This window comes from Bengtsoniella intestinalis, assembly GCF_039719005.1.
Lineage (GTDB): Bacteria > Bacillota > Clostridia > Oscillospirales > Oscillospiraceae > Oscillibacter > Oscillibacter intestinalis.
In genome coordinates, this window is sequence record NZ_CP133584.1 from 381,417 (window position 1) to 393,369 (window position 11,953).

Annotated in this window: 12 protein-coding genes; all 12 read right to left on the reverse strand. The window is 49.2% G+C overall.

Features of this window, described 5'->3' with window-relative positions; genetic code table 11:
• Positions 1-78 precede the first annotated feature (78 nt).
• The 12 genes from rsgA to RFF05_RS02020 all read right to left on the reverse strand — a co-directional run bounded on the left by rsgA (position 79) and on the right by RFF05_RS02020 (position 11,942).
• The gene (gene rsgA, locus RFF05_RS01965; RefSeq protein WP_409968757.1) at positions 79-963 is read right to left on the reverse strand and encodes a ribosome small subunit-dependent GTPase A; all 885 of its coding nucleotides are present in this window, start codon (positions 961-963) and stop codon (positions 79-81) included.
• A complete protein-coding gene (pknB, locus tag RFF05_RS01970; protein WP_409968758.1) occupies positions 960-2,924 on the reverse strand; it encodes a Stk1 family PASTA domain-containing Ser/Thr kinase in 1,965 nt (654 codons plus the stop codon). The genes rsgA and pknB overlap by 4 nt, the downstream gene beginning before the upstream one ends.
• Positions 2,924-3,673 (reverse strand): Stp1/IreP family PP2C-type Ser/Thr phosphatase, encoded by a 750-nt coding sequence (locus RFF05_RS01975; RefSeq protein ID WP_409968759.1) that lies wholly within the window; start codon positions 3,671-3,673, stop codon positions 2,924-2,926. Before RFF05_RS01975 ends, pknB begins: the two co-directional genes overlap by 1 nt.
• Positions 3,670-4,704: a 23S rRNA (adenine(2503)-C(2))-methyltransferase RlmN gene (gene rlmN, locus RFF05_RS01980; protein WP_409968760.1), complete on the reverse strand. Its 1,035-nt coding sequence runs from the start codon at positions 4,702-4,704 to the stop codon at positions 3,670-3,672. The genes RFF05_RS01975 and rlmN overlap by 4 nt, the downstream gene beginning before the upstream one ends.
• Positions 4,705-4,716: 12 nt before the next feature.
• Positions 4,717-6,039 carry a 16S rRNA (cytosine(967)-C(5))-methyltransferase RsmB gene (rsmB, locus tag RFF05_RS01985; protein ID WP_409968761.1) on the reverse strand — a complete coding sequence of 441 codons (1,323 nt, stop codon included), beginning with the start codon at positions 6,037-6,039 and terminating at the stop codon, positions 4,717-4,719.
• Complete coding sequence (locus RFF05_RS01990) at positions 6,039-6,770, reverse strand: zinc metallopeptidase (protein ID WP_409968762.1); 732 nt, start codon at positions 6,768-6,770, stop codon at positions 6,039-6,041. Before RFF05_RS01990 ends, rsmB begins: the two co-directional genes overlap by 1 nt.
• 13 nt (positions 6,771-6,783) lie before the next feature.
• The gene (gene fmt / locus RFF05_RS01995; RefSeq protein ID WP_409970063.1) at positions 6,784-7,689 is read right to left on the reverse strand and encodes a methionyl-tRNA formyltransferase; all 906 of its coding nucleotides are present in this window, start codon (positions 7,687-7,689) and stop codon (positions 6,784-6,786) included.
• A gap of 5 nt (positions 7,690-7,694) precedes the next feature.
• Complete coding sequence (def, locus tag RFF05_RS02000) at positions 7,695-8,198, reverse strand: peptide deformylase (RefSeq protein WP_409968763.1); 504 nt, start codon at positions 8,196-8,198, stop codon at positions 7,695-7,697.
• A gap of 19 nt (positions 8,199-8,217) precedes the next feature.
• Complete coding sequence (gene priA / locus RFF05_RS02005; protein WP_409968764.1) at positions 8,218-10,665, reverse strand: primosomal protein N'; 2,448 nt, start codon at positions 10,663-10,665, stop codon at positions 8,218-8,220.
• A gap of 107 nt (positions 10,666-10,772) precedes the next feature.
• Entirely contained in the window at positions 10,773-10,985 is a 213-nt protein-coding gene (gene rpoZ, locus RFF05_RS02010) for a DNA-directed RNA polymerase subunit omega (RefSeq protein WP_409968765.1), read from the reverse strand.
• Positions 10,986-11,096: 111 nt separating this feature from the next.
• Positions 11,097-11,696, reverse strand: coding sequence for a guanylate kinase (gmk, locus tag RFF05_RS02015; RefSeq protein WP_409968766.1), 600 nt, complete (start codon positions 11,694-11,696; stop codon positions 11,097-11,099).
• Positions 11,697-11,702: 6 nt separating this feature from the next.
• A complete protein-coding gene (locus RFF05_RS02020) occupies positions 11,703-11,942 on the reverse strand; it encodes a DUF370 domain-containing protein (RefSeq protein ID WP_409968767.1) in 240 nt (79 codons plus the stop codon).
• Positions 11,943-11,953 lie beyond the last annotated feature (11 nt).

Here is an 11,953-nt window from a genome sequence, read left to right on the forward strand (position 1 = left end):
GTTTTTCTGCAAAAACGGGCGACCACAGGTCGCCCCTACAACCGTGGTTGCAGAATTGACTTGTGGTCGCCTGTGTCATTATTTCTTTTGTTGCCACGCTTGCAGGGGTTTTAAATCTTCGTGCATCCGCAGATAGCTACGATGACGGACGGGATGGATTTCCCCATCTTTCAAAGCTCGCAGCACAGCGCATCCTTTTTCCTTGGTGTGACTACAACCTACATACCGACACTCTGTCCGATAGGGGGCAAAGTCTACAAAGGTTTCGTCTAGCCGCTCCTTCAATTCCATATTCATTTCGTCAGTTTCAAAGGAGCTAAACCCCGGAGAATCCATGGCTTCTCCACCACACCCCAAGCGGAACAACTCCACATGACGGGTGGTATGGCGTCCACGACCAAGGGCTTGGCTCACTTCCCCAACCGCAATGGCAAAATCAGAATCCAAGGCATTGAGTACACTGGATTTCCCTACGCCAGAGTTACCTGTAAAGGCAGAAAGCTTGCCATCTAAAAGCGGCTTCAACTCCTCAATCCCCTCTCCTGTTTCAGCGCTGACACGCAGCACAGGGATACCAGACGTCTTGTAAATCTCATACAAATCATCGGCTGGGTCAAGGTCACACTTGTTCAAGAGGATAATCACACCACAGCCTTTCAATGCGGCAATGGCACAAATACGGTCAATCAAAAAAGGGTCGGTTTTAGGAATGGCACCCGATGCCAGCACCACCAGTTGGTCGATGTTCGCCACCGATGGGCGGATAAAAGCATTTTTCCGTGGCAGAATTTCATCCACCATGCCTTCCCCGCTGGGTTGCTGGGAAATCCGCACCATATCCCCCACCAAAGGAGAAATTCCCAATTTACGAAATTTCCCTCTGGCACGGCAGGTGACCACTTGGTCACCTGTGTCCACGTAATAGAAGCCGCTGAGGGCTTTTAAAATTCTTCCTTCCATCATTCGAACGGCACCGTATATTCCTTATGCTGCACGCCATCCCAATAGATGGTCACACGACCAGTGCCTGAGCCTGTCAAACTGATTGGCACAGACCCTTGGGCGGTGTCCACCTCTTGATTATAAACCGTAATATCATCCAAAGTCACCAGTAACTTCACACGCTCTGCGTTTGTGGGCAGATCTGCATCGATGATGATGGTATGGGTTTCAGGTGCCACATACGCTGGACCAGAGCTGACCACAAAGTCAATGGCAGTGCCTTCGTTGACCTCAGTGGCAACAGCTATGCTTTGTTGAATGACTTGACCACTAGGTGCATCGTCTTCAATATAACTGGTGGTACCCATCTCTAGCTTCCAAACGGAAACCACTTCTTGCTCCACGGTGGTAATATCCTTACCAATGAAGGAAGGTACCGTGGTGGTAGAGATTTCAGGGCCTTGGCTCACATAGAAAGTCACAATATCCCCATCTTCTAAAAGACCGCCTGCAGCAGGCAAGGTGGAGACAATGTCTTCGGCAGGCACGTTATCAGAGAATACCAATTCCGTTTCGATGGTTAGGTTTTTCTCTGTGATGACATCCTTCATCAACAGCTCCGCCATGCGATAATTTTGTCCAATCACATCAGACATCGCCGTAGAAGCCAGACCTTGGCTCACAGTTACATAAATCACCAAATCAGATTTTTTCACAGTGTCTGGTGATGGTTCTTGGGTGACAATTTGCCCTGCTTCATAGTCTTCACTGACAACAGTGGTTTTTTCAATGATTTCAAAAATATCAACCACATCTTCTGATTCCATGGCTTCTTCAATGGTCATACCTTGCAAATCAGGGACGGTATATTCTGGCACAGGGGCTACAAAGGAATCGAAAATAGACTGGAACAAGGTAAACAAACCAAAAATCACAGCCGCCAAAATCGCCAATAAAAACACAATACGGGCAATGCTTCCCCCACGGCTCGACGCATAGTCTTGGTCGTCATAGTCATCGTCTTCTTGTACAACGGGACGCTTTTTTCGTTCGGCAACTTGTTCTGCCGCCTTCACTTGTGGGGTGGGAATCACCATTGTGGGCTCATCAACTTTAGCCACGTGCAAATCCTCCACCTGAATGTCCACCGTCATATCGGGATTTTTACGGAAAGCTTCCAAATCATCGATGGCTGCTTGGGCAGATTGATATCGCTTGCCTAGCACAGGCGCCATGGCTTTGAGACAAATCAGTTCCAAGGCCTGTGGCACTTCGGGGTCAATTTCTCGGGGAGACAACGGGATAGAGCTAACGTGTTGCAAGGCAATGCTCACCGCACTTTCCCCTTCAAAAGGTAAACGATTGCACAGCATCTCATAGAACATGACGCCAGCGGAGTAAATATCAGACCGTGCATCAGGACGGTCGCCCTTAGCTTGCTCTGGGGAAATATAATGCACCGAACCAAATGTTTGCTGGGTCAGGGTTTGAGAGGTATCTTCCATGCAGGCAATGCCAAAGTCGGTGACCTTCACACTGCCGTCTCGCAATACCATGATATTTTGTGGTTTAATGTCACGGTGGACAATGCCACGATCATGGGCATGGTCAAGGCCTCGGAAAATCTGGGTGATAAAATGGAGAGATTCGCGCCAATTCAAGGCACCCTTTCGCTCCATATATTGCTTCAACGTAATCCCATCAATCATTTCCATGACGATGTAATCCAAGTCGTTGCCACGAGACACATCATACACCGACACAATGTTGGCATGGCTGAGCAAGGCTACCGCCTGTGACTCTGTGTGGAAACGACGGCGGAAATCGGCATCTTGTGCCAAATCAGTTTTTAGAATTTTAACCGCCACAAGGCGGTTTAAGCGGTGACATTTGGCCTTGTAAACCACTGCCATGCCACCAGTGCCGATGCGCTCTAAAATTTCATAGCGTCCATCTAGCATTTTCCCAATATAGGAATCCATCAATCGAGCCTCCTTTCACCGCTAAGCTGTACCAGCACAGCAGTGACATTGTCTGGGGCTCCCCGCTCTTTGGCAATGTCAAAGAGACGGTCTAAACTGTTGTCTAAGGATTCCCCATGGATAATTTCAAATAACATTTCTTGGTCGTCCACCGTTTTCATCAAGCCATCACTACACAGAAGCAAGCAATCCTCGGCGGAACACGTCTCTATGTAACTGTCGCATAACACGGCGGCATCGGTGCCCAGCGCCCGTGTAATATAGTTGCGCTTGGGGTGAAAACGAGCTTCTTCTTGGGTCAATTCGCCACTTTCCACCAAAGATTCCACCAGCGAATGGTCTTTAGAGATTTGGCGAATGCCATTTTTGCTGACATGATAGGCGCGGCTGTCCCCTACGTTCCAAACAATGGCACCTGTGCCATGGATCAAGGCAGCCACCAAGGTGGTACCCATGTTACGGTATTGCTCAGAATGGAGGGCTTCTTCATGGATAACATGATTGGCCGCGGCCACCCCATCTTTCCCCAATTGGTCTAGCACTTCCAACTTCATCAAGGGCTTCATATGGGTTTGCATATAGGACGTAAACGATTCAACCGCCAAATTGCTGGCCACTTGGCCACCAGCGGTACCGCCCATACCATCACACACAACGCAGAGGGTCATCCCAGCCAGCTCTGTCACGGCACAGGCATCTTGGTTGCTTTTACGCACCAAGCCTATGTCAGTTTTTTGCCATACATTCATTGGTTTGCCCTCCTTTCTTCCATGGCTTTTCGCCGTAATTGCCCACAGGAAGCATCAATATCGCCCCCCAAGCTTCGCCGTACTGTGGCGGTCAATCCGTGAGACTCTAACCGTTTTTGGAAGGCCGACACCCGTTTTGAAGGCTTAAATGGACTTTCCACAACGTCATTTAAAGGAATTAAATTCACATGACCCGGCATTCCTTTTAACTTTTTGGCAATCAAATCCGCTTGGGCATCAGAATCGTTGACCCCGTCTACCATGGCGTATTCAAAGGAAATGCGGCGGCCTGTTTTCTTAAAATATCGATGACAGGCCTGAAACAATTCTTCCACGTCAAAGGCCTTATTCACTGGCATCATAGCGCTACGAGATTGATTGTCAGGCGCGTGGAGTGAAATGGATAATGTGATTTGCAAACCCAGCTCTGCCAAACGGTCAATTCCTGTGACAATACCACAGGTGGATAAAGAAATATGGCGCATCCCGATGTTCATACCATCGCCGTGGTTAATCAGCTCCAAAAACCGCAACACATTGTCCATGTTGTCCAGCGGTTCCCCAATGCCCATCAAAACGATGTTAGAAATGGGCAGACCACTATCTTTTTGGGTGAAAATCACTTGGTCGACCATCTCTCCAGCTGTCAAGTCTCTTACCTTGCCAGCCACTGTGGATGCGCAAAAAGCACATCCCATACGACAGCCAACTTGGGAAGAAATGCAAATGGTGTTGCCGTGCTTATATTGCATCAGCACCGATTCGATGCAGTTGCCATCTTCTAATTCCCACAGGTATTTCACCGTGCCGTCTAGTTTAGAAACCTGCTTGTACACCACCTGCGGTGGGGTCAATGCGCAGTCTTTTGCCAAGGCTTCACGCAAAGGTTTGGATAAATTTGACATCTCTTCAAAATAGGATACCCCTTTATGAAGCCATGTAAACACCTGTTTGCCTCGAAAGGCCGGTTGCCCCATAGATTTAAGTAACACCGTGATCTCTTCTAGGGACATGGATTTTATATCAATCATAGAACCATCCTTTTACGTATTGCGCACCATACGGCAGATGAAAAAGCCGTCGCATTGATGACGGTGTGGCAACAAGGTCACTTGCCCCTCCTCTGTCACCGTGCCATCACCAAGGGTGAAAGAATCGCGGACAAAGGTGGGGAATTCTGCCAAGAAAGCATCGCACACTTGCTGGTTTTCCTCTGGTAAAATGGTGCAGGTAGAATAAATTAACGTTCCCCCTACCTTCACATAGGCAGCGGCATTGGCCAAAATTTCCGATTGCACCACGGACAAGGTGAATAAATCATCTGGTTTTTTGTAGCGAATATCAGGTTTTTTCCGAATGATGCCCAACCCCGAGCAAGGGGCATCCACAATCACCACATCAAACTGACTGTCCCAGTCCTCATGATACACCCGACCATCGGCACAGGTGGTGGCAATAGTGGTGATACCAAGACGCTTAGCTCCTTGGTCTATACGCACCAGTTTGCTATTATGAACATCACAAGAGATAATTTCCCCTTGGTTTTCCATTTCAAAGGCACAGGCAAAACTTTTGCCACCGGGGGCAGAGCACACATCCAGTACAGTTTGTCCTGCTTTGGGGCTGGCAATTTGAGCAACCAGTCGTGCGGCAGGGTCTTGCACCAAGAAGTGCCCTTTTTGGAAGGCCTCCAATTGGGTCAAGTCTCCCACTCCAGTCAACTCTAAGCAACCATTGACCCAAGGATGGGTTTTCACGCTCACACCAGCAATTTCCAACGCAGAAACCAAGGATTCTTGGGTGGTGACAAGGGGATTCACTTGCACCGTTAACGGTGCCACTTGGTTGTGAACCTCTAGAATTTGCGTAGCTTCTTCTTGCCCAAACAACCCAATCAAGCGCTTCACCAACCACTTAGGATGGCTGTATGTCAAGGATAGATTGGTCACTGCGTCACGCTCTGGCAGTGGTGGCAGATTGTTTTTATTGGCAACAATTTTTCGTAGCACAGCGTTAATCAAGCCAGATGCTGGTCCTCGTCCCATCAATTTCGCCAACTTTACCCCTTCATTGACAGCGGCGCTATCAGGAATACGGTCAAGATAGAGAATTTGGTAGGCGCTCAGTTCTAAAATCTCCAACAGAGGACGCTGCAAATGGTCAGGCTTTTGGGTGCAATAACAGCCAATATAATAATCAAGTCGCAGTTTACTTTGCATCACACCATACACCAAACGACTGGCCAAGGCGGCTTCTGCCCCTGAAAGACCGTCCCGTTTTAGTTGGGCTTGCAAGCTGGCATCCGCCCAAGCATTGGCAGTGCTACATTGCACCAGCACACGCAATGCAGTTTCTCTCGCCCCCATCAATCACGACTCCCTTGTCGACCTGCAAAAATCAACACAAAACGTAACAACTGTACCAATGACATTAGCAGTGCTGCCACATACGTCCAAGCGGCGGCGCTGAGCACTTTTTTGGCACCTGACAACTCATCTTCTGTCAACAACCCCCGCTGGTCAATGCCCACCAAAGCCCGACGAGATGCGTCAAACTCCACAGGCAAGGTGATGAATTGGAAGAGAGACGTAAACGAAAACAGAATAATCCCAATCAAAAACAGGCTTTGGCTGTACATAAACATACCAATGAGCAACAAAACAAAGGAAAATTTAGACCCAAACTGTGCCACAGGCACAAAGGCATTGCGAATGCGAATGGGCGCATAGCCTTCGGCATATTGCACCGCATGACCTGCTTCGTGAGCCGCCACCCCAACGGCCGCCACAGTGGTTGCACTATACACACCATCAGAAAGGTAGATATTGTTGTCAGTGGGGTTATAATGATCTGTCAAGTTGCCAGAAACTGGCAACACATTCACCCCTGTCACCCCGTTCATCCGCAACACCTCTTGGGCGGCTTGGGCGCCAGTGAGACCACGTTGGTTCCGCTCTTTGCTGTACTTTTTAAAATTGCTAGATACCTTTGCCTGTGCCCAGACGGACAAAATAATCACGGGAATCAGCAATAAAACATAGATGTTATTGGCGAGAAAATCTCCGTAACCGTAAGAATAATAAGAATAGTATGGCATAATTTACCTCATTTCAAACCTGCATGGGTTTTCCACGCAAATAATCAGCAGCGGCCATCCGCTTGCTTCCTTGGGCTTGTATCTCTGTAATGACCAAGATTTTACCGTCACTACAGGCCACCCCAATGCCAAATTTATCGGCAGAGACAATGGTACCAGCACTGGCGGTCGTCGCCTCCCCCACATGGGTTTTGAATACTTTCAATGTCCGTTCTTGCAACTCTGCCACAGCGCAAGGCCAAGGAATTAATCCACGGACTTGATTGTGAAGGGTCAGGCTGTCTTTGGTGAAGTCCAAAGGAGACAATTCACGAGAGAGCATGGGCGCATAGGTGTGTGCCTCGTGGTCTTGTGGGGTGCGCATGGCTGTACCGTTGCCCATGGCCACCACAGTTTCGCTCAGCAATGCGGCGCCCAGTTCAGCCAACCGCATGGTTAGTTCTGGGGCGGTTTCTTGTGGGTCAATGGCTGTTTCTACAGTGGAGATGATGTCCCCGGCATCCAAGGCTTTTGCCATGTGCATAATGGTGACACCTGTGGTGGTAAGGCCATCTAAAATCGCCCAGTTGATGGGCGCGGCACCACGGTAGGTGGGTAACAGTGACGAATGGACATTGATGGAGCCAAGGGGTGCCACATCTAGCACTGCCTGTGGCAAGATTTGCCCATAGGCAGCCACCACAGTCAAGTCGGGTTTTAGCCCCTGTAACAAGGCCAAAGAGTCCTCTGTTTTCATGGAAAGGGGTTGATATACTTCCAAATCTTGTGTTAAGGCATATTCCTTTACAGCAGAGAAGGTAAGCTTCATTCCACGATTTTTAGGCTTATCAGGCTGGGTGAACACGCCACAGATGGTGTGGCCATCTTCCACCAGTCGTTTTAGCGAAGACACCGCAAAGTCTGGGGTGCCCATAAACACAATTCTCAATCGTCATACTCCTCTTTTGCGTCCATATACGCTTGGATTTCCTCTTCACTCATGAAATGGTCAACGTGTTCCACGAATAAATGACCTTCCAAATGTTCCATTTCGTGACAGATGGCACGAGCGGTCAAACCTTGGGCTTCTAACTCAAACCAACCGCCAAAACGGTCTTGAGCACGGACACGCACATCCATCGGACGGGTTACCAAACCGTATTTGCCCGGCACACTCAAGCACCCTTCAATGTCGGTTTGTTCCCCTTTTTGATGCACAAATTCTGGGTTCAGCAGTTCAATAAATTCGCCAGTCTCCTCGTCAATGACAAGACAAGCACGGCGCATAACCCCTACTTGAGGTGCCGCCAAACCAGCGCCATTGGCGTCTTCTACCGTTTCCAACATATCGTCTAACATCTGGTGCAGACGGGGATTAAAATCGTTGATGGTGCGACAGACTTTCTCCAAGCAGGGTTCGCCTTGTACCACAATATTTCGCAATGCCATAGGTGCCTCCTTCAACTGTTTAACTCATATTGTTACAGTCTACAAATAAATTTAAACCTCGGTGTGTTGAGGGGAATTCTCGCAGTAACCAGCTGATGCGCTGGCGAATGGGGGTTACGTTTTTTGCCACCAATGTGACCCGATAACGGTAACGGTTGTTGACTTTTAAAATGGGTGCTGGGGCTGGCCCTAACACCTGTGGAGCAATGCCCTCCAATTCCGGATGGCTGAGTACTTGTTTTAATGTATCTCGCACGGTACAAGCCCCTTTTAACACCGCTCCTTCTTCTCCACCAGAAACGGTGAAGGTAAAGATGTCGGCAAAGGGTGGACTGCGCCGCAATTGTCGTAATGTTAATTCGGTTTGGTAAAACCCTTGGTAATCTTGGTGGGCAGCGTGTATCATCACATCATTTTCAGGGGTAAAGGTTTGAATTATCCCACGCCCTGTGAGTTCACCGCGGCCTGCTCGCCCCACCACTTGGGTCAACAAATGGAAGGTGCGTTCCGTGGCGCGGTAATGGTCAACATACAAAGATAAATCGGCAGAAAGTACGCCAACAAGGGTTACATTCGCAAAATCAAGCCCTTTTGCCACCATTTGCGTTCCAAGGAGAATAGGGGTTTTTTCATCCCCGAACTGTTTAAGGATTTTTTCATGGCCTGTGGCGGTGGTGTCTGCATCCATGCGCAGTACCTCCACATCAGGGAACAGGGCTTGCAGCTCCTCTTCCACCTTTTGGGTGCCATAGCCCACCTGCTTCATCATGCCGTGGCAGTCTGGGCAGTACATAGACGCTTTTTCTGAGTAGCCACAATGGTGGCACATCATCCGCCCGTTGGCAGTATGGTGCACCAGTGCCACCGAACAATGGGGGCATTGTGGGCTTTGTCCACATTCCACGCACAGTAGCATTCGACTGCTACCACGGCGGTTCAAAAACAAAATAGATTGCTCCCCTGCTTGGATATTTTTCTCCAATTCAGTACGCAGTAAGCCACTGATGGCACCGCTGTTGCCGTTGCGCAATTCTTGGCGCATATCGGCAAAGAGCACCTCTGGCAGGGGCTTTTGGTTGTATCGCTGGGTCAAATAATAGTGGTGATACTGGCCTTGCTGGGCGGCATAGGCGGTTTCCACCAAAGGGGTGGCACTGCCCAACACCAAGGTAGCACCATACTGGGTGCAACGATATTTTGCAATGTCACGGGCGTGATAACGAGGGGCACTGTCTGACTGATACGAGCCTTCTTGCTCTTCATCTAAAATCACTAGCCCCAACCGCTCCAGCGGTGCAAACACAGCCGAGCGCGTGCCCAACACCACATCCACTTCCCCACGACGAATCCGCTTCCACTGGTCATAGCGCTCAGTGGTGCGCAATCCGCTGTGAAGCATCGCCACACGGTTGCCGAAATAGCTGGCGAATTTCCCCATCATTTGGGGCGTTAATACGATTTCTGGCACCAACATCATCGCTTGTTTACCCTGTGCAAGCACTGCTTGTACCAAGCGGATATACACTTGGGTTTTACCGCTACCAGTCACCCCTTGCAGCAATGCTACTTGGGGTTCTTCTTTTTGCGTGAGCACCAACAGTTGGTCAAAAGAGTGCTGTTGCTCCTCATTTAATGCGATGGGTGCACCTTGGACAGAAGCCGTCACCTCTGGCACACGGAGCACCTCTTCTTGTGACAGGGTCACGATGCCAGACTTTTCCAAGCCTTTCACCGTTGCCAGCGATGCGCCTGTAAAATAGGTCACGTCGGTGATGGCACTTCTGCCAGCGGCGATGAGAAATTCCACCACCGCAAAGCGCATAGGGGCTGAGCGTTTTTTACCTGCCACCAACGCCATAGCACTTTCATCATCCATGGCAAGAGACACCACTTTTTGGGTTTTGTCTCGGTGTTTGCGGTGGGCTTGGGTGGCTTTTACCACCAGTTTTTTTTCGACCAACAAGGGCAAATAGCCCTCTCCGTCTGCCCCACAGCGTGCGCAAACCGCCTGACAGCTCAGGCGGCCTTCTTTTTTCATTACTTTTAGCAACGCAATGGCTGGCTCTGGTAGTGTCAAAGCTTCCAAATCCTCCACCTCTGGAGCCACTTGGTACACCTCTTCCATCCGATACCACAAACCTGCTGGCAGTTGGGTTTTAGCCGCTTGATACACCGTGGTAAAATACCGCTGGTGCATCCACAGTGCCAGAGAAATCCCTTTCCCATCTAGCACAGGCGCTTCATCCAACACTTGTAAAATCGCTTTCATTTTCGGGGTTTTCTCCCCTGTTGTCCGTGCCAAAACCAAGGCTTCACTTTTTCGGTTTCCACGGCCAAAGGGCACCATCACACGCATACCCACTACAACTTGGTCGCAAAGAGTCTCTGGCAACAGGTAATCATACACCTTATCAATGGCATAGGGTGCAGTTTCCACCGCAACTTTTACAATATCTACGGTTTCCATGATTGCGCCCCTCCTGTTCTCCTTTGCATATGCCCATTCAAAAACGGGTGACTGTGGGTCACCCTAAAAATAAGGCGATACGATTGCTTGATTGGTGAAAAGGACGCTTATTCAGCGATGGTCAAATCCATCTCACGAGCATCTAGCTTGCCGTCTGCCACTTCGTGGATGGCCAAAGTCACAGTCTTTTCATTCAGGGGAATCCCTTGTTGATCCATTTCTTCAGCGATTTGACGGGCACGACGTGCCACCACATTCACCAGCATATAGCGGTTGGGAACATAATCGTTGAGGGTGCTCATTGCAGGATATAACATCATAATATTGTACTTCCATTCTGCCTTACGGCTTATAGTATATAACAGAGTTCCGACAGGAACTCAAAACCCGCCCGCAGGCGACAGTTTTTCACTTTTACTTTTTAGTTTAATTTAGGGGCGGCTGTTAATCAAAGCCATCCGTTCCGTGGGCTTGCAATGCTCAGCAGTGATGATGGCGGTCAATTCACGGACGGCACTTTCCACACTGTCGTTGATGACAAAATAGTCATAGGTGTGAGCCGTTTGAAATTCCACTTTGGCGCGGACAAGACGCTTTTGGATTTTATCCGCACTGTCGGTGCCACGCTCCGTCAAGCGACGCTCTAGTTCAGACCAGCTAGGAGGGGCAATGAAAATTCGCACCACTTCTGGACGCTTGCTGGTCACTTGGATAGCCCCTTGGATTTCGATGTCTAAAATCACATCTTGCCCACGGTTCATGGCCAAATCAATGTTTTTCTTAGGGGTGCCGTAGAAATTGCCCACATATTCAGCGTATTCCAAAAAATCATCATTGGCGATACGTTCTTGGAAGGTATCCATCCCTAAAAAATGATAATGGATGCCGTCAATTTCGCCAGGACGTGGGTCACGGGTAGTAGAAGATACAGAAAAATAAATATCTGGTTTACGGTCAAGCAATAACCGTAACACGGTGCTTTTCCCCACCCCAGATGGGCCGGATACAATGAATGTTTTGCCTTTTTGCATATAGTCTTACTTCTCCTCTATGTCAGTGTCTCCAAAGGTTTCTGGAGGCAATGCAGATAAAATCACATGGTCGCTATCCATGATGAAAATGGAGGCGGTTTTCCGCCCATAGGTGGCATCGATGAGCATACCACGTTCCCGTGACTCCTGCACCATCCGTTTAATCGGCGCAGAATCAGGGCTGACGATGGCCACCATCCGCTGTTGGGACAACAGATTCCCAAAGCCAATGTCGATGAGCTTCATTGCCCCACCAC

Bases quoted from the DNA above. Each gene is read 5' to 3' on its own strand.
- rlmN (WP_409968760.1), bottom strand. From the start codon at position 4,704: ATGATTGATATAAAATCCATGTCCCTAGAAGAGATCACGGTGTTACTT.
- priA (WP_409968764.1), bottom strand. From the start codon at position 10,665: ATGGAAACCGTAGATATTGTAAAAGTTGCGGTGGAAACTGCACCCTAT.
- RFF05_RS02020 (WP_409968767.1), bottom strand. From the start codon at position 11,942: ATGAAGCTCATCGACATTGGCTTTGGGAATCTGTTGTCCCAACAGCGG.
- rsgA (WP_409968757.1), bottom strand. From the start codon at position 963: ATGATGGAAGGAAGAATTTTAAAAGCCCTCAGCGGCTTCTATTACGTG.
- RFF05_RS01990 (WP_409968762.1), bottom strand. From the start codon at position 6,770: ATGCCATACTATTCTTATTATTCTTACGGTTACGGAGATTTTCTCGCC.
- rsmB (WP_409968761.1), bottom strand. From the start codon at position 6,039: ATGGGGGCGAGAGAAACTGCATTGCGTGTGCTGGTGCAATGTAGCACT.
- gmk (WP_409968766.1), bottom strand. From the start codon at position 11,696: ATGCAAAAAGGCAAAACATTCATTGTATCCGGCCCATCTGGGGTGGGG.
- RFF05_RS01975 (WP_409968759.1), bottom strand. From the start codon at position 3,673: ATGAATGTATGGCAAAAAACTGACATAGGCTTGGTGCGTAAAAGCAAC.
- def (WP_409968763.1), bottom strand. From the start codon at position 8,198: ATGGCATTGCGAAATATTGTGGTACAAGGCGAACCCTGCTTGGAGAAA.
- rpoZ (WP_409968765.1), bottom strand. From the start codon at position 10,985: ATGATGTTATATCCTGCAATGAGCACCCTCAACGATTATGTTCCCAAC.
- pknB (WP_409968758.1), bottom strand. From the start codon at position 2,924: ATGGATTCCTATATTGGGAAAATGCTAGATGGACGCTATGAAATTTTA.